The organism is Stenotrophomonas sp. SKA14, from assembly GCF_000158575.1.
In the GTDB taxonomy this organism is placed as follows: domain Bacteria; phylum Pseudomonadota; class Gammaproteobacteria; order Xanthomonadales; family Xanthomonadaceae; genus Stenotrophomonas; species Stenotrophomonas forensis.
Map to the genome: position 1 here is coordinate 3,587,035 of NZ_DS999412.1, position 16,049 is coordinate 3,603,083.

Genomic DNA, 16,049 nt, shown 5'->3' on the forward strand with positions numbered 1-16,049 from the left:
ACTTGACTCTATATCTACTAGAGGTTTTCTAATGATGGCATCCGGGGAAAACCTTGTCAATGAAGAGCGATCTATGAACAAAGAACCTTCCAGCCCATGCGCCTGCTCCGGCGGCAATGGCCAACAGACGGCGTGCGCCAGTGAGCAGGCCAGCACTGAAACCACCGTTTTCCACGTGAGCAACATGGATTGCCGCAATGAGGAAGCACTGGTGCGGCGAACGCTGGAGGGCATGCCCGGTGTCGAGCGGCTCCTGTTCGATCTTCCGCAGCGTTTGTTGACCATTTCGCACCGCGAAGTCTCGGCCGATGCCTTGGAGCAAGCGCTGAATTCGGTGGGCATGAAGGCTCAGGCTGTCCGAGACGCCGCCGTGTCGACCACCTACCGCATCGAGAACATGGACTGCCCGAGCGAGGAGAAACTCATCCGCTCGCACCTCGGGGCAGTCGAGGGAATTCAGGACCTCGACTTCGACCTCGCTGAGCGCACCCTGTCGGTGAAACACCTCGCTCAGGCACGCGCGCAGATGGAGCAGGTCCTGGCCTCGATCGGCATGCGCGCCAAGGAGCAGACCTTCGGCCACACGGGGCCGATCGAAGCCGCGGCTGTGATCCCATCCTCGGCCCTGCAGCAGCAACCAACCGCTGCCGTTTCCGCGCCGCCGATCGGCGAGCGGGTGACGTACCGGATCGAGAACATGGATTGCCCGACGGAAGAAGCGCTGATCCGCGACCGGCTGGGCAAGCTGCCGGGTGTGACCGCGCTCGACTTCAATCTGATGCAGCGTGTGCTGGGAGTCCAGCACACGCTGGCGACCTCAGCGCCGATCGAGAAGGCGCTTGCTTCCATTGGAATGCAGGCTGCGCGGCAGGACATGCAGACAGCCACCACGGTACTTCGCATCGCGAAGATGGACTGTCCGACCGAGGAAAGTCTGATCCGCGGCAAGCTGCAAGGCATGCCGGGCGTGCAGGGAATGGATTTCAACCTGATGCAGCGCACGCTCACGGTTCGGCACACACCCGACGCGATCAAGCCGGCAGTCGAAGCCATCGAATCGCTGGGCATGGAAGCCGAGGTCCAGAGGACTGATGAGCCGCGCGATGCCCCGGTGGCCGCGCACAAGACCAATTGGTGGCCGATGGCGGTTTCGGGCGTTGCGGCGGTGGCCGCCGAAGGCGTGTACTGGGTCAACGACGGCAATCATTGGGCCGTGATCGTGCTGGCACTGGTTTCGATCTTCACCGGCGGCCTCAGCACCTACAAGAAGGGCTGGATCGCGCTGAAGAACCTCAACCTGAACATGAACGCCCTGATGGCCATCGCGGTCACCGGCGGCATGGCGATCGGCCACTGGCCGGAGGCCGCCATGGTCATGTTCCTGTTCGCGTTGGCGGAAGTGATCGAGGCGAAGTCGCTGGACCGCGCCCGCAACGCCATTCGGGGGCTGATGGACTTGGCGCCCGAGACCGCGACCGTGCGGCAGGCCGATGGCTCATGGACAGAGCTGCCGGCCAAGGAGGTCGCAAAGGGCGCGGTGGTCCGCGTGCGTCCTGGCGAGCGCATCGCACTGGACGGCCTGATCACCTCGGGTCGATCGGCCATCAACCAGGCGCCCATCACCGGCGAGAGCCTGCCCGTCGAGAAGGCCGAAGGTGACCAGGTCTTCGCCGGAACCATCAATGAGACCGGCTCTTTCGAATACAAGGTGACCGCAGGCGCCAGCGACTCGACGCTCGCGCGCATCATCCATGCCGTGGAGTCCGCGCAGGGCAGCCGTGCGCCCACGCAGCGCTTCGTCGACCAGTTCGCCCGCGTCTACACGCCGGCGGTGTTCGCGGTGTCCGTGCTGGTTGCCGTCGTGCCGCCGCTCGCCTTCGGCGGCGCATGGTTTGACTGGGTCTACAAGGCCCTGGTACTGCTGGTGATCGCCTGCCCCTGCGCTCTGGTCATCTCCACGCCGGTCACCATCGTCAGCGGCTTGGCCGCTGCCGCCCGACGCGGCATCCTGATCAAGGGTGGCGTCTACCTGGAGGGCGGGCGCAAGCTCAAGGCGTTGGCCCTGGACAAGACCGGCACACTCACACATGGCAAGCCCGAGCAGACCGACTTCGTGCCGCTGATCGGCGAGGCGCAGGAAGTTGCCGCCTGGGCCGCAAGCCTCGCGGCACGCTCGGACCATCCTGTGTCTCAGGCCATCGCCCGCAAGGCGAACCGTGACGGCATCGCGCTGCACGAGGTCGACGACTTCGCGGCGCTGCCTGGCCGCGGCGTGCGCGGCCGCGTCGCCGGGCGCATGTTGCACATGGGCAACCACAGGCTCGCCCAGGAGCTGGGCCTGAGCGAAGCGACGCTCCAGGCTCGGCTGGAGACCCTGGAGCGCCAAGGCAAGACAGCGATCCTGCTGATGGACGATGCGACCGTGCTCGGCATTTTTGCAGTGGCCGACACCGTGAAGGAAACCAGCCGTGAGGCGGTGGCCGACCTGCAGGCGCTGGGTGTGCGCACGCTGATGCTGACGGGGGACAACCAGCACACGGCCGCGGCCATCGCTGCCCAGGTCGGAATCTCTGAAGCCCGTGGTGACCAACTGCCCGAAGACAAGCTCAAGACCATCGAAAGCCTGGTCGGCGGCGAGGGCCAGGTGGGCATGGTGGGCGACGGCATCAACGATTCGCCCGCGCTCGCCCGTGCCGACATCGGCTTCGCCATGGGCGCGGCCGGCACCGACACCGCGATCGAAACAGCCGACGTCGCCCTGATGGACGACGACCTGCGCAAGATCCCCGCCTTCATCCGGCTGTCGCGTAGCACTGCGGCGATCCTCACGCAGAACATCGTTCTGGCCCTTGGCATCAAGGCGGTGTTCCTTGCGTTGACGTTCACAGGGCATGCCACCATGTGGATGGCTGTGTTCGCTGACATGGGGGCAAGTCTTTTGGTTGTCGTCAATGGGCTGCGCCTCCTGAAGTTCAAGGCGGCATGAACAATGGATGAACCATCTCTTCGCAAGACGCAGTGGTACTCACTCGCGATCGTTATATTCGCCGGCGATCAGGCAGCTAAGAGCTACATTGACGCGACAACTCCCTTGGGTTGGTCGCACGAGGTGGCGTCATTCTTCAACCTAGTTCACGCTCTCAATCCCGGCGCGGCGTTCAGCTTCCTTGCTGGCGCGGGCGGCTGGCAGCGGTGGTTTTTTCTGGCGATCGCGTTCGCAATATCGGCATGGCTCGCATGGCTGCTCTCCCGGCCGCTGCGCAAAACGGAAGGCCTTTCGTACAGCCTCATTCTGGGCGGCGCATTGGGCAACGCGTTCGACCGCGCCACGCGCGGGCACGTTATCGACTACATCGACTTTCACCTGCACGGCTGGCACTGGCCCGCCTTCAACATCGCTGACATGGCCATCGTGGGCGGGGCGATCGCGCTGGTGGCCCAGTCGTTCATGAGCGTGGAGAACCCGGCCGCCACAAAGGAGTCCCAGTGACATTGGGACGATCCGGAAATTCGCAATGCACACGGTGCAGGACACCAATCTGAAGAGAACGGCCCCCAGCATGAGCGGCCGCGGCTTGGCCCTCATGCTAGCGCCCACCGCCGCTTTTGCTGCAACGCCCTGTTGCGATGGCGGCGATTGCTGCAACGACGTCGCAATGCCTTGCTGTGAATAAACAGCACGCAAGCCAGTTGACCTGGCAATTATGAAAGTCCATCACGGCGATGCTGGCCTTTTTCGTTCCAATGAGCCGTCACGGAGAGGTGATGATGAAGCTATGCCGGGATCCTGCAAGCTTTAGGACGGTCTTCTTTACCGCATAGCGATATGCTGATGTCACCCGTTCGCCTCGCCTGGCAAGTACAAGTAGTTCGTCGCGGTTTTCTGGCCGTGTCCGCCCGCTTCGCTGGCCCTTTTGCCCCAAACAAGCGCAATCATGCCTGCGTTACCACCAAAGTTCGCCCCCGCCAGTTGCTGTTCCTAAAGGGCATCAAGCTCAACGCCATCGCCGACCGGCCAGCGTATTTCGCATCGCTGCGTGCCCGTCGGGGCCAGCCCATCGTCATCCTCGCAGAGCTGGGACCGGACGAGGCATTCGCCCTGTGGAAGCAGCATGTACTGGGCGACAGGCCTCGCTGACCCAGTTTCGCCTCATCCTCCTGACAGCCCCGCACTTATTGCGGGGCTTTCTTTTTTCCGCGTTCGCCAATCGGGGCTGTTGCAAATGCCGATTTCCGGCTGACGCGGCTCGCCTCGCGCATGAAGCTGCCCGCATGTGTCGCTGATTCGTCAGCACCATGCCAGCAGCCAGAGTTTCCAGGCTGCCGCGGATTCTTTCCGCGCTACCCGCCAGTCCGCCATCGCATCGAGTCTGCGGACGCGCGTCACCCGTGACGCCGATGCTTTTTTCTCAACCGCGTGCGGGAGCTGCCATCCCGTGAGGGACGAGGCCCCGCTTTTTCCAAGGAGCCCGTCCACGTCCCAGCAAGCCTCTTTCGGCCAGTTGGCCTTGATCCATTGCGGCAAGTTCCTGCCGCTCGAAATCCTGCATAGCGCCGCCGGCCACTACATCGGCACGCGCGATACAGAAGGTCCCGTTTCGCGGGAATCCTGCCAGTACTTCCGCAGCTATGCCGCGGCTCAACGTGCCCTCGAAAGAGGCGGCGGGTCCCAGCTCGCCACACCCTGATCCAACTGGAGGAACCACGTCATGAACCAGCTTTTGCCCCAGGAAGTCGTCGATCAGATCATGCGGGAAGAGCAGCATTTCGCCGCCGCGCCCCAAGCCTTCTTCGAGGTCTGGAAGCGCGGCGTCGAGATCGCAGGCCCGCAATGGTTTGGCGACGGCACGCGCGAAGGCCTGAACCAGGCAAAGAGCAAGTGGGATCTGCGTCCCGACATGCTGCGTGCCAACGACGCACTCGGCGTCCTGAGCAGCGGGGAACGCATGTTCCTGTCCGCCATGTTCAGCTTCTACAACGCGCGCGAGGGCGGTGCCATGCTCAAGCGCTGCCACTTCCAAGGACTGTCGGACTTCGATGGTCTCGATCTGCAACGCCGCAAGGTCATCGCCGATCTGTTGGTGAACTACAGCGGTTGGTGAGCCGGTCTGCGGCATACCACCGTCTTTTTGTTCACTGCCCATGAGGGACATGCGTCCACGCGGCCATGTCCCTCGATTTTTCTTCCGTCAGCCTGCGCCGATTGGCCCAAAGCCCTCGATCAGTGCCGCCTGACGCTTTTTCCACTTTCAACCCACCGGGGTTCAATTCCCGGTGGCGGGAATTGGCTCCATTATTCAATCTGGAGAAATTCCATGACCCAGAATCCCAATCCCTTTGTACGCGGCTACTGGAATCTGAGAGTCGTCCGAACGCTGTGCATCTGCTACGGGGACGGAAGCCCGCATGTCTGGCGATCCATCCACACGAGCCAAGCGCATCTTTCCGACAACGACCTGATCTCATCGCCTTGCATCGTCACCAGCGACTTCGCGTTGATCAAAAGCGGCACTGACGCCATCAGCGACGAGCTGATTGCTGAATGTGATGCTGTTGAAGGCATCAACGGCGAAGGCGTGGTGGGCGCCGTGGTCTATGCCATCCATGGCGACGACCTCGACGGCCGCCCGGTCCATGTCGGTGATACCTATTCGGCCGAAGCCGCGCGAGACGTGGTGCAGCGGTTGAGTTTCGAGACCGGCTATTACAGCCGGTGCTGGGAAGTCAGCAGCGCGCACATCTGCCAGGAAACCGGCCAGTACCTCGCCAACCTGGCAGACCTCGCCACGCCGGAGGCTTTTCTGTTCATCGCCTTTCGGGTTCCGTACAGCCCGGCGATTGGCGTCAAGCTGATCTCCACGCCCTGGACAGACAAGAACCTGGAATATGCCGAGGGCATCAGTGCTGAGCAGCTTCGACAGGAGCACCGCGACAAGGGCATGCCTGACGACCTGGCGAACATCCTTGAACTGGCCGGCCAGGCAGATGTGCGCATCCTCATCCTCGATGCCGACGCACCCGCGCTACTGGGCTTGCCACTGGCCGAGACCTAGCAGACACGCGACGCGCAAGCCTTCCCCTTTATCCCCCATATGCCAGCCCGCCTCCCACCAGGAGCCGGGCTGGTTCAATTCCATAGGAGCAATCTCATGTTCCCCGATCTCATCTTGCCCACGCCCGACTTCGAGAATCAGCTTGGAGCCTGCGTCAACGCCATGAGCCAGGACGACGCCATCGGCCAGATCCTGGTGTTCGAGCGCATGAGCGGTACGCTGCACATGCGCCATATCGACAGCGCCGATCTGGTGGACACCGACATTGACGACTACGAAATGGTCGTATTCGACGGTGGCAACACAAGCGGCGACACGTGGAAGCACGTGTTCTTCCCGCGTCAGCGAGAACACTACTTCGTGTACGAAGCCTGACCCCCAAGCCCCTTTCGAGGGGCTTTTTCTCGCCCGCAGCGCTGGAAAGCGGGTGCGATGGGGTGCCGTTTCCTGCAAGCGGGCCGCTTACTCCCGGGCCATTCTTGCCCCATGTTCGTCGGCGTTGCCGACACATGCCCAGGCAGCCAAGACCTTCAAGGCTGCAAGCACGGGAAGCCGTGCTGGTCGATGTTTTCCACGGACGTACCGCGTCCATCCACACCACCCACAAGGGACCTCTCCCTTGCGGGCGGGGAATCCCTTGTTTCTTCCTCAAGGAGATTCCCATGGACCGTTCCCTCATCAAATCCATGATGCCTTCGCTAGTCGCAGGCCACGTGCCCCGCAACGTGCGGTCGTTCAAGTACCGCGTGTTCGACGATCAGCCGCAATCTTCGACATTGGGCTTCGCCGTCGACCCCCAGCCCTTCGACGGGAAGGTAGTCGCCATCACCGACGATGCCATCGTCGTCAAGCTCAAGCCGAGCGAGTTCGCTGTGCTCGATTCCAAGCTGGTGACCACCGTCCCCGACGAAGGCGCCAAGGTGCATGTCCAACCCTACGCACGGCGCCGTTTCGATGGGCTGCGGGCGGACACGCCGGAAGAGCGCACCGAGATGACGTCCGACGGCATTCCCTACACCGTCAAGACGCACATCCTCGGCTCCGCGCCGGCCAAGCTGCCCATTCCCGAGCCGCAGTGCATGGAGCTGGGTCAGCTCATCCAGCAGTTGGAGGAAATGCCGGCGCCCGATGGCTTCCGGCGCATCACCCACATGCTGGTCGATGCGGGTGCCCGGGATTTCACCTGGGTCGATCCGACGCCGTCCAAGATCATCGAGACGCCTCCGGCGATCAGCTTCACGGTCTCGACCGCGAAGTTCGAGGGCCGGGTGACGGTGCTGTACGACCGAGGCGGCGACACCTACGTGGTGGAGCTGCATCGCGACGGCGAATTGGTCGATCGGCATGACGAGGTGTATTTCGACATGCTCGGCGAAGTGCTGGAGCGACTCATCGACGACGGACGTTGGCGCCTGATCGATGTGAGCGTGATCGACGCCAAGGCTACCCGGCAGCGCCAGGCGGTGCCGGCATGACGCCGGAAACTGAATCCTGCCGGTTCTACGGCTGACCCGTGGGTCCCGCCACGAAGTTTCGCCCATGGGCCATGTGCCCACAGGCCCTCCATCCATGCGGATGGAGGGCCTTTTCTCTATTCCACATAGGAGATTTCAACCATGTCACTGCGATTCAAAGGCTCCGACCTGCGCCCCGTGCTGACCGAGGCCATCGCCAGCCAATGCCGCGTCATCCTGGTCAAGGACCAGGGCGTGTACTTCCTCGCCGAGCAGGGAGAGCGCCGCCCGGATGGGCGTGTGAAGCTGCTGGCCTATGCCGTCGGCTGCAACCCGGATACCGACCCGTTCGACGACTGGTGGGAACTGGCGCGCGCCGAACTGGGCGGCGACGACTTCGGGGAGTACTTCGACCCGAAGGACGGCGTATTCACGCGCATCCTGCACACCGAAGACGACCTGATGCTGTCGGCCACCGCCACACATCTGTCGCTGGAGGTGGTGCCTCCCGCATAGCGCGGCAACCGCCACTCGACTCTCGCAGCCCCCCACACCGGGGGCTTTCTTTTGCGCTGAGCCGGGCTGCGTGGACAAAGGGAAACGCGCGGGTGCCAATTGATTGCTGTCGCGCGCGCGAGGCCCGGCCATGCTGACCCCATGCCTGCTGACGCTGTCAGCGACATGCCAGGCAACCATCGGTCCTCGAGGTTGCGGCGCAGTTTCCACTGCGTGACCGAGCCAGCTCGCACCGCATCCATCCGCGAGCGGCCACCAGTCCCTGGTGGCGGATGCTTTCGCCTTATCAACCCACCGCGGGGTTACGCACCTTTCCCCGCATGCGTGGGCTCGGTGTGTCTCCGCTTTTCCCTATGGAGATTCACCATGAACACCACTTCCAACGAGAAATCGTATTTCGACCTCCACACCTCGGGCATCGGCTACCTCCAGCGTGTCCGTGAGGTGCCCGTCAGGGGCGGCCGCCGTGCGCAGCCCTTCCTGGCCTGCACCATCGCCGCGCTGGTCGGCCCCGCCAGTGACCCGAGCTACCGCTACTTCGACGTCAAGGTCTCGGGTGCCGAGGCCAAGAAGCTCGTTCAGCGCTACATCGGCGTTGACGATTCCAAGCAGCGACCGCTGGTGCGCTTTCGCCTCGGCGACCTCTGGGGCGATGCCTACATCCGCGACAAGGGCGAACAGAAAGGCCAGGCCGCCGCATCCCTCAAGGCGCGACTGCTCAAGGCCGAGCTGATCGAGCGGGCCGAACTGGCTTCGATCGAGCAGCACGAGTTGATCACCCGTGGCATCGGCTACCTCAACCGTCCGAAGGACGTCACCCCCAAGGATGGTGACCCGTTCCTGTCGTGCTCCATCGCCGCGCTGGCCGGACCTGTCGATGAACCGGAATATCGGTACTTCGACACGATCGTCGCCACCCCTGAAGCCGAGCATCTGGTTCGCCGATGCGTGCAGGCCATCGAAGGGGATCGCAAGGTGCTGATCGCCTTTCGTCTGAACGACATGAAGATCGATCCGTACATCCGCACCAAGGGCGAGCACGCTGGGGAACCGGCCGCAAGCCTGGAATCGACGCTGGTCCACATCGGTCTGATCAAGATCGACGGCACCCAGGTCTATCCGACGAGCCAGGCGCATGCCGAGGCAGCGCCAGCGGAGGACGCACCCGCGTCCGAAGCCGCCAACGCCATCGACACTGCCGCCGACGCCGTTTCCTACCAATCTGCCGAGCCCGCCGAGCGCGAGCCCGAATGTGCAGTCGAGGAGCAGGAGCCGGCATTGGCTGCTTCGTTCTGATCCGGCACGGCCCCTCACGGGGCCTTGCCTTTTTCCTATTCGTCCAAGGAGAACCATCATGGCAGCCACATCGGCACCTACGAGATCAGCCCTACCCATCGTCGTCCCGGGCCAGCTCACGTTGCGGACCATCCGGGGCAAGAACGGCCCGTTCACGGTTGGGCGCCTTTCTACCCCCATCGGCGAGTTCGCGGTTAAAGACGCGGAGTTGGAGCAGTACCCCGAAGGAAAGTACGACGGGGATTTCGTCATTCGCTACATCTTCGCGAAGTCCTATCCGGTCGCGGGCGGCGCGCGGTTTGAAGTGCGCGCAAACCTCGACGGCATGACGCTCAACGGCATCGACAAACTGAGTCGTGATGAGGCCCGCAGCTTCGCCACCCAGGAAGTCGATCCACTCGATGAAGAGCTGGGGACGCAGCCTGCGGAAACGCCGGCCAAGCCCGCCAAGGCCTCCAGACCCGCCAAGCCCGCACCCGTGCAGGCCTCGGCGGACCCGCTGGTCGATACCACGCCCTTCGGTGTGGATGCACCGACGCCCGCTGCGGCGGCTGCCCCTGGCAGCACCGAAGAGGGCGACGTTGCTTTGTTCGGCTTGCTCTGGCCGCTGGGCGATTCCGTGAAATTGGATTCGACCATCGACCGCCGCGCCCTGCGCGCGCAGATCGCCCGCCTGGGCGATCTGGGCTACGCGCTGGACTTCAAAACGCAGGAGTGGAGCCGCCAGGCCGAACTGCAACCTGCGTGATCGCAGACACCGCATGCGCGGTGTTCTTCATCCACCCGCCGGGGCTCTTTCCCTATGCGGGGAGGCCCCCGGCTTTCTTCTGGAGGTCTCCATCATGTCCACCATCGATTGCGATACACCCCGTTCTTCGCTGGGTGAACCCGCGTGGCGAGCTGTTTGCAAGACAGCCGCCGAGCACGCCCAGCGTGGTTGTGGCCTGTCCTGGGACCACTGGGTCACGCTTTTCAGTTCGGAGATCGACGCGCAAGCCAGTCGATTGCCGGAAGAGCAACGCGCACAGGCGCTGCAGATCGCACAGGAATGGGGCTACGCCACACCGGCCGAAAGGCAGGAAACCCAGGACTGGAACGCCGAAAACGGCTACTGCTCGCACGGAATCGAACTGGGTTATTGCCCGTCCGGTTGCGATTCGGACTATTGAGGTCCGGCACACGTCATCGCCGCTTGCGCGGCTTTTCTCCACCCCTTGGGGCAGCACCTGCCTCAGGGGCGGTGCTGTTTCCGATTCACCGAGGACATCACCATGAGTCGGCACTACTTCGACACCGTTCACAAGGGCTTTCCCATCACCGTCGTACTGGGCTGGGACCGGCCGGCAAATTACTTCTTCCTATTCATCGAAAAGCCGGCCGAGCTGATCGACGATACCGCGAAGGTCGAGAGCGACGACTTCTTGTACAGCAACCTGCACGAGAGCGACCCGTTCAACCACTACCTGGACTACTACCGAGTGGTCCTGCGCCATTTCCACATCGACGTGCCCGAAAGCATGTTCACCGAAGTCCAACAGGACTGCGAGGGCAACGTTGGCAACCGTGTAGTCAAGCATCAGGCCGACGGCTCGTTCACCGAACAGACGTTCTGAACGCCCAAGCGGATCGAACACCTTATCCGCATTCCTTCATCCCTAACGGGGCATTCGCTGCCCCTGCGGGCGGTGCTGCCCCTCATTTCATCGAGGACACCACCATGCACGCACACACTTCATCCACCACGCTGTTCCACATCGACGAATGCCCGGACGTTATGGCCGACGCTTGCGTCGGCGATGACCAGGGCAACCTGATCTTCCTGTCCATCTGGGCGCGCGACACCGCCGTCCAGCAGTTCCTTGCACGCCTGACCCTCGGGCGCGACGAGCAGGGACTGGACCAGTTCCACGTCATCACCGACCAGGGCGGCAGCGTCCCGGTATTCATCGGCAACGTCGATCGCCTGGAAAAGCGCATCACGCGCGCCTACCGGCGAACGCTGTTCGGTTCGCTGTCCAACGTGTGGCTGTTCGACCGGCGCTGCGTCAAGCCCGACAAGGCCAACGCCAGCGCATTGGCACTGCTGCCACGTGACAGCGCCCACCGGCTTGACCGCCTGTGGATGCTGGTGCGGGACACCTGCCCGTTGCCGCTGCTCGACCACTGGCGCGAGACCGTGCTGGAACTGCTGCAAAGCCGCGAGATGCTGGCCCGCCTTCCGTCCGCCCTCGGGCCGCTGGAAGGCCATCGGCTCGCCATCGACGTGCCGGCGCTGAGCTTGGCGCTGGGCTCCCTGATCCGCAGTGACGCGCTCACCGCCTATCCCTATCCGGCCAAGATTTGGACGCCGGAAGCGGTGGCGGCTTGACCCACCCTCGGAGGCACGCCTTGGCGTGCTTCCGTCATTCATCCCCGCCAACCAGGAGACTTCCATGGCTCTCATGTTCCCGCGGCTCGCCCGCAATTTCGCCAAAAATGGGTACTACCCGACCGACGAACCCACGCTCGAAAGAGCCCTCAACGCACTGATGCCCAGCGACGGGCCGATGTGCATCCTCGATCCCTGCGCCGGTGAAGGCGTGGCAATCGCCGAAGCCTCTCATGCCCTCGGGCGCGAACAGGCCAAGGCGTTCGCCGTCGAATTCGACGCCGAGCGGGCGCGCCATGCCCGCGGCCTGGTCGATCACTGCCTGCACGCGGACCTGATGGACACGATGATCTCCAAGCAGTCCTTCGGACTACTGTGGCTGAATCCACCGTATGGCGACCTGTCCAAGGACGTCAACGGCAACATCGGCTATCAGGGCCAGGGCCGTGCCCGCCTCGAAAAGCTGTTCTATCAGCGTTCGCTGTCGCTGTTGCAATACAGCGGCGTGCTGGTCTTCATCGTCCCCGGCTACGTGCTCGACGCGGAGCTGGTCGGCTGGTTGACGCGCCACTACACCGATCTGCGTATCTACCGAGCGGTGGAAACGCAGTTCAAGCAGGTGGTGATCTTCGGCCGCCGGGTCCGTCAGCGGGAGCTGGCACCCGATGGCGTCAAGGCCGTGCGCAATCTGCTGCTGCAGGTTGGGCTTGGCGAAGTCGAAGCCGAGGAACTGCCGAGCGAATGGCCGTTCCTGCCGTACATCGTCCCCGCCAGTCCGGCCGAGCCGGAGCATTTCTTCCGCGTGACGATGGAGCCCGAACAGTTCGCCGACGAGGTTGGCCGGCTGCAAGGCCTTTGGCCGTCGCTGGACACGCACTTGGGGACCGCGCAGCAGTCGCTGCGTCCACCGGCGCGGGCCTTGTCCCACTGGCATCTCGCCCTGGCTCTGGCCGCGGGCGCGATCTCGGGCGTCGTGCGCTCCCAGACGGGGCGCGTGCTCGTCGTCAAAGGTGACACCCACAAGGACAAGACGCTCCAGCGGGAATTCACCGAACGCGAAGACGGCTCCATCGCCGAGACACGCATCCTCACCGACAAGTTTGTGCCCGTTATCCGCGCGTGGGACATGACGCCTGGCTCCCCGACAAGGGGCGAGGTGCTGACCATTCGCTGATCCACCGGACGCGCTGCCGTCCTGCTGTACCACATCGAAGGAGAAACACCATGTTCCCCAATCCGTTCAAGCGGCCTGCGCCGCGCAAGCAACCCTTGTTCGCACCGAGTACGTTGAAGTTGAGCGAGAAGGTGCATTGGCTGGCTCGGCGAGGCCTGATCGACCCCTTGGCCTATGTCCAGCGCCATGTGCGCGGGGACTGGGGCGAGATCGATGAGGCCACCCGCCAAGCCAACGACGTCGCAATCCAACAGGACAACCTGATGATCTCCCAGTACCGGATCACGCCGGAACTGGTGTTGCTCGTGAAGACCAGCGAAGACCACCAGACCACGGTGGTCCAGCTTCCCGAAGAGCGCGACCTGATCTGAAGGCGCCGCCTCGTCATCCCATCCACTTGACGGAGCCACTTCACTCCGCCAGGGGTGTCGTGGCTCAATAGCCTTTCAAGGAGGAGCCCATGGCATCGCATCGCATCGAAACCTACTGCCAGAGGCTGGCGTTCCCCATCGGGGCGCTTATCTTCAGCAGAGCCGTTGACCACCTGGTCCGCGCGGGTCGCCTGGACCCGATTCCGTACTTCAGGCGCCACACCCGTGGCGACTGGGGTGACGTCAACGTCTGCCAATGGCACGCCAACGGCGTTGCACTTCAATCGGGCGCGTCGCTGGAATCGCACTATGTGATCCACCCGGGACTCGCCATTCGCATCATCACCGATGCGGGGCGCAGCGTCACTGCCATCGTGCTGCCGTCCGAAGACTGAGCACGGTTCACCCGCAGGCCACTCAGGCCAGCATCTTCAACCACCTTCGGCCGCGCGCCGATTTCCTTCCCACCACGGGGCATGCCATTGCCCCGCTGGGGGTGGTGCATGCCCCATTTTTCATTGGAGCATCACAATGTCCTTCGATCTCGAAACCACTGCCGCTGACGCCGCGCCCGTACAGGGCGAACTGCTCGACGCGGAATCATCCCCTCTGACCCTGAGCCTTCAGGATTTCGTCGGCGAGTTCGGCGACGAACTGCTCGACGCCCTCAACAGCGCCAACCCGCCTGTCTATACCGGCCAACCGCAGGCGCACCGGCAGCTCATCGTCGCCAGCCTCAAACGCAAGCTGTTCCCGGCCCAGGCCGAAGTCGTCCATGCCGCAGCCGAGCTGCTGGTCGATCAAGGCGAACGCGCTGCGATCGTCAATGGCGAAATGGGCTGCGGCAAGACGACCGTCGGCATCGCCACGGCCGCCGTGCTCAACGCCGAAGGCTACCGCCGCACTCTGGTCCTGTCGCCACCGCACTTGGTTTACAAGTGGCGGCGGGAGATCCAGGAGACGGTGGCCGGCGCCAAGGTATGGGTGCTCAATGGGCCGGATACGCTCGTCAAGCTCCTCAAGCTGCGTGAGCAGTTGGGCGTGCAGCCCACGGGCCAGGAGTTTTTCATCCTGGGGCGCGTCAGGATGCGGATGGGGTTCCACTGGAAGCCGGTCTTCACCCAGCGGCGCACCCGCCACGGCGACGTGGCAGCCTGCCCGGACTGCGGCACACTCATCACCGACCTCGACGGCGAGCCGGTCAACCCGGTCGCGCTCGAAGCCGAGGAGTCCCGCAGGAAGTGCAGCCACTGCGCCGCGCCCCTGTGGACGCTGATCCGCCCGCGTAGCCTGTCCGGCAGCGACCAGTCCTCGGTCGTCCTCAAAGCCTTGAAGCGCATACCGACCATCGGGGAAGTCACCGCACAGAAGCTGATGCAGAAGTTCGGTGACGGCTTCCTGGCCTCGATGCTGGGCGACAACATCCATGAGTTCATCAACCTCATGGATGGCAACGGCGAGCTGGTGTTTTCCGACCGTCAGGCCACGCGCATGGAACGTGCGATGGCCAACATGGAGTTTGGCTTTGGCGAAGGCGGCTACCAACCGTCCGAGTTCATCAAACGCTACCTACCGCAAGGCACGTTCGACCTGCTCATCGCCGACGAGGCGCACGAGTACAAGAACGGTGGCAGTGCCCAGGGCCAGGCCATGGGCGTGCTGGCGGCGAAGGCTCGCAAGACCTTGCTGCTGACCGGCACGCTGATGGGCGGCTACGGCGATGATCTGTTCTACCTGCTGTTCCGGGCACTGCCCGGACGGATGATCGAAGACGGCTACCGCCCGACCACGAGCGGCAGCATGACCTCGGCTGCGATGGCATTCATGCGCGATCACGGCGTCCTCAAGGACATCTACTCCGAGAGCGCCGGCACGGCGCACAAGACAGCCAAGGGCACCAAGGTATCGGTGCGCACGGTCAAGGCTCCCGGCTTCGGCCCGAAAGGCGTCTTGCGCTGCATCCTGCCGTTTACGATTTTCCTCAAGCTCAAGGACATCGGTGGCAACGTCCTGCCGCCGTATGACGAGGAGTTTCGTGAAGTCCAGATGGACGTGGCGCAAGCTGCGGCCTACCGCGATCTGGCGGGTCGGCTGACCGCAGAACTGAAACAGGCTCTGGCGCGACGCGATACGACCTTGCTGGGGGTGGTGCTCAACGTGCTGCTGGCCTGGCCGGATTGCTGCTTCCGGTCGGAGACCGTGGTGCATCCGCGCACGCGCAACACCTTGGCGTTTGTCCCGGCTCAGTTCAATGAGTTCGAGATCAGCCCCAAGGAGCGTGAGCTGATCGAGATCTGCAAAGCGGAGAAGGAACAGGGCCGCAAGGTTCTGGCCTACACGGTCTATACCGGCACGCGCGACACCACGTCGCGTCTGAAGGGGCTGCTGGAGCAGGAAGGCTTCAAGGTGGCAGTGCTGCGCGCAAGCGTGGATGCCAGCCGCCGAGAAGACTGGATCGCCGAGCAACTGGACCGTGGCATCGACGTGCTCGTCACCAATCCCGAGCTGGTCAAGACGGGGCTGGACTTGCTGGAGTTTCCGACGATCGTGTTCATGCAGAGTGGCTACAACGTGTATTCGCTCCAGCAGGCGGCACGCCGCTCCTGGCGCATCGGGCAGAAGCAGCCCGTGCGTGTGATCTACCTCGGCTACGCCGGTTCCTCGCAGATGACCTGCCTGGAGCTGATGGCCAAGAAGATCATGGTCTCGCAGTCCACCTCGGGCGACGTGCCCGAATCCGGGCTCGATGTCCTGAACCAGGACGGTGATTCCGTCGAGGTCGCACTGGCCCGGCAGCTTGTCGCCGCATGACACGTT

Annotated in this window: 17 protein-coding genes and 1 pseudogene; all 18 read left to right on the plus strand. The window is 63.5% G+C overall.

Going from position 1 to position 16,049, the window contains the following annotated elements; translation table 11 throughout:
* Positions 1 to 73: 73 nt before the first annotated feature.
* The 18 genes and pseudogenes from SSKA14_RS16160 to SSKA14_RS16245 all read left to right on the plus strand — a co-directional run bounded on the left by SSKA14_RS16160 (position 74) and on the right by SSKA14_RS16245 (position 16,043).
* Complete coding sequence (locus SSKA14_RS16160; protein WP_003098961.1) at positions 74 to 2,986, plus strand: heavy metal translocating P-type ATPase; 2,913 nt, start codon at positions 74 to 76, stop codon at positions 2,984 to 2,986.
* 3 nt (positions 2,987 to 2,989) lie between these two features.
* Positions 2,990 to 3,490, plus strand: coding sequence for a signal peptidase II (gene lspA, locus SSKA14_RS16165; protein WP_003098955.1), 501 nt, complete (start codon positions 2,990 to 2,992; stop codon positions 3,488 to 3,490).
* 465 nt (positions 3,491 to 3,955) lie between these two features.
* Positions 3,956 to 4,138, plus strand: a pseudogene (locus tag SSKA14_RS24370) (hypothetical protein); the annotation flags it as partial.
* A 298-nt stretch (positions 4,139 to 4,436) separates the two neighbouring features.
* Positions 4,437 to 4,688, plus strand: a complete 252-nt coding sequence (locus SSKA14_RS16175; RefSeq protein ID WP_005408894.1) for a hypothetical protein — start codon at positions 4,437 to 4,439, stop codon at positions 4,686 to 4,688.
* Positions 4,689 to 4,709: 21 nt separating this feature from the next.
* Positions 4,710 to 5,102, plus strand: coding sequence for a hypothetical protein (locus tag SSKA14_RS16180; protein WP_003098949.1), 393 nt, complete (start codon positions 4,710 to 4,712; stop codon positions 5,100 to 5,102).
* Positions 5,103 to 5,315: 213 nt separating this feature from the next.
* On the plus strand, positions 5,316 to 6,053 hold the full coding sequence (locus SSKA14_RS16185) for a hypothetical protein (RefSeq protein ID WP_003098947.1): 738 nt from the start codon (positions 5,316 to 5,318) through the stop codon (positions 6,051 to 6,053).
* 96 nt (positions 6,054 to 6,149) lie between these two features.
* Positions 6,150 to 6,428, plus strand: a complete 279-nt coding sequence (locus SSKA14_RS16190) for a hypothetical protein (protein ID WP_003108989.1) — start codon at positions 6,150 to 6,152, stop codon at positions 6,426 to 6,428.
* A gap of 287 nt (positions 6,429 to 6,715) precedes the next feature.
* Positions 6,716 to 7,528, plus strand: coding sequence for a hypothetical protein (locus SSKA14_RS16195; RefSeq protein WP_006226009.1), 813 nt, complete (start codon positions 6,716 to 6,718; stop codon positions 7,526 to 7,528).
* Between the two features lie 141 nt (positions 7,529 to 7,669).
* Entirely contained in the window at positions 7,670 to 8,023 is a 354-nt protein-coding gene (locus tag SSKA14_RS16200; protein WP_006226010.1) for a DUF3085 domain-containing protein, read from the plus strand.
* 366 nt (positions 8,024 to 8,389) lie between these two features.
* Positions 8,390 to 9,319: a DUF3577 domain-containing protein gene (locus tag SSKA14_RS16205; RefSeq protein WP_008265396.1), complete on the plus strand. Its 930-nt coding sequence runs from the start codon at positions 8,390 to 8,392 to the stop codon at positions 9,317 to 9,319.
* Positions 9,320 to 9,377: 58 nt separating this feature from the next.
* Positions 9,378 to 10,067, plus strand: coding sequence for a DUF3275 family protein (locus SSKA14_RS16210; protein ID WP_006226012.1), 690 nt, complete (start codon positions 9,378 to 9,380; stop codon positions 10,065 to 10,067).
* A gap of 94 nt (positions 10,068 to 10,161) precedes the next feature.
* The gene (locus SSKA14_RS16215) at positions 10,162 to 10,488 is read left to right on the plus strand and encodes a hypothetical protein (RefSeq protein WP_006226013.1); all 327 of its coding nucleotides are present in this window, start codon (positions 10,162 to 10,164) and stop codon (positions 10,486 to 10,488) included.
* Between the two features lie 102 nt (positions 10,489 to 10,590).
* Positions 10,591 to 10,932 carry a hypothetical protein gene (locus tag SSKA14_RS16220; protein WP_006226014.1) on the plus strand — a complete coding sequence of 114 codons (342 nt, stop codon included), beginning with the start codon at positions 10,591 to 10,593 and terminating at the stop codon, positions 10,930 to 10,932.
* Positions 10,933 to 11,036: 104 nt separating this feature from the next.
* Positions 11,037 to 11,687, plus strand: a complete 651-nt coding sequence (locus tag SSKA14_RS16225) for a hypothetical protein (protein ID WP_008266552.1) — start codon at positions 11,037 to 11,039, stop codon at positions 11,685 to 11,687.
* A 40-nt stretch (positions 11,688 to 11,727) separates the two neighbouring features.
* Entirely contained in the window at positions 11,728 to 12,861 is a 1,134-nt protein-coding gene (locus SSKA14_RS16230; protein WP_254916320.1) for a DUF6094 domain-containing protein, read from the plus strand.
* 50 nt (positions 12,862 to 12,911) lie between these two features.
* Positions 12,912 to 13,232, plus strand: a complete 321-nt coding sequence (locus SSKA14_RS16235) for a hypothetical protein (protein WP_003098896.1) — start codon at positions 12,912 to 12,914, stop codon at positions 13,230 to 13,232.
* An 89-nt stretch (positions 13,233 to 13,321) separates the two neighbouring features.
* A complete protein-coding gene (locus SSKA14_RS16240) occupies positions 13,322 to 13,627 on the plus strand; it encodes a hypothetical protein (RefSeq protein WP_008265659.1) in 306 nt (101 codons plus the stop codon).
* Between the two features lie 136 nt (positions 13,628 to 13,763).
* Entirely contained in the window at positions 13,764 to 16,043 is a 2,280-nt protein-coding gene (locus tag SSKA14_RS16245; protein WP_008268369.1) for a helicase-related protein, read from the plus strand.
* The last annotated feature ends 6 nt before the right edge of the window (positions 16,044 to 16,049 follow it).

Coding starts and splice junctions, on each gene's coding strand:
- SSKA14_RS16160 (WP_003098961.1), top strand. CDS start 74: ATGAACAAAGAACCTTCCAGCCCATGCGCCTGCTCCGGCGGCAATGGC.
- lspA (WP_003098955.1), top strand. CDS start 2,990: ATGGATGAACCATCTCTTCGCAAGACGCAGTGGTACTCACTCGCGATC.
- SSKA14_RS16180 (WP_003098949.1), top strand. CDS start 4,710: ATGAACCAGCTTTTGCCCCAGGAAGTCGTCGATCAGATCATGCGGGAA.
- SSKA14_RS16185 (WP_003098947.1), top strand. CDS start 5,316: ATGACCCAGAATCCCAATCCCTTTGTACGCGGCTACTGGAATCTGAGA.
- SSKA14_RS16190 (WP_003108989.1), top strand. CDS start 6,150: ATGTTCCCCGATCTCATCTTGCCCACGCCCGACTTCGAGAATCAGCTT.
- SSKA14_RS16195 (WP_006226009.1), top strand. CDS start 6,716: ATGGACCGTTCCCTCATCAAATCCATGATGCCTTCGCTAGTCGCAGGC.
- SSKA14_RS16200 (WP_006226010.1), top strand. CDS start 7,670: ATGTCACTGCGATTCAAAGGCTCCGACCTGCGCCCCGTGCTGACCGAG.
- SSKA14_RS16205 (WP_008265396.1), top strand. CDS start 8,390: ATGAACACCACTTCCAACGAGAAATCGTATTTCGACCTCCACACCTCG.
- SSKA14_RS16210 (WP_006226012.1), top strand. CDS start 9,378: ATGGCAGCCACATCGGCACCTACGAGATCAGCCCTACCCATCGTCGTC.
- SSKA14_RS16215 (WP_006226013.1), top strand. CDS start 10,162: ATGTCCACCATCGATTGCGATACACCCCGTTCTTCGCTGGGTGAACCC.
- SSKA14_RS16220 (WP_006226014.1), top strand. CDS start 10,591: ATGAGTCGGCACTACTTCGACACCGTTCACAAGGGCTTTCCCATCACC.
- SSKA14_RS16225 (WP_008266552.1), top strand. CDS start 11,037: ATGCACGCACACACTTCATCCACCACGCTGTTCCACATCGACGAATGC.
- SSKA14_RS16235 (WP_003098896.1), top strand. CDS start 12,912: ATGTTCCCCAATCCGTTCAAGCGGCCTGCGCCGCGCAAGCAACCCTTG.
- SSKA14_RS16240 (WP_008265659.1), top strand. CDS start 13,322: ATGGCATCGCATCGCATCGAAACCTACTGCCAGAGGCTGGCGTTCCCC.
- SSKA14_RS16245 (WP_008268369.1), top strand. CDS start 13,764: ATGTCCTTCGATCTCGAAACCACTGCCGCTGACGCCGCGCCCGTACAG.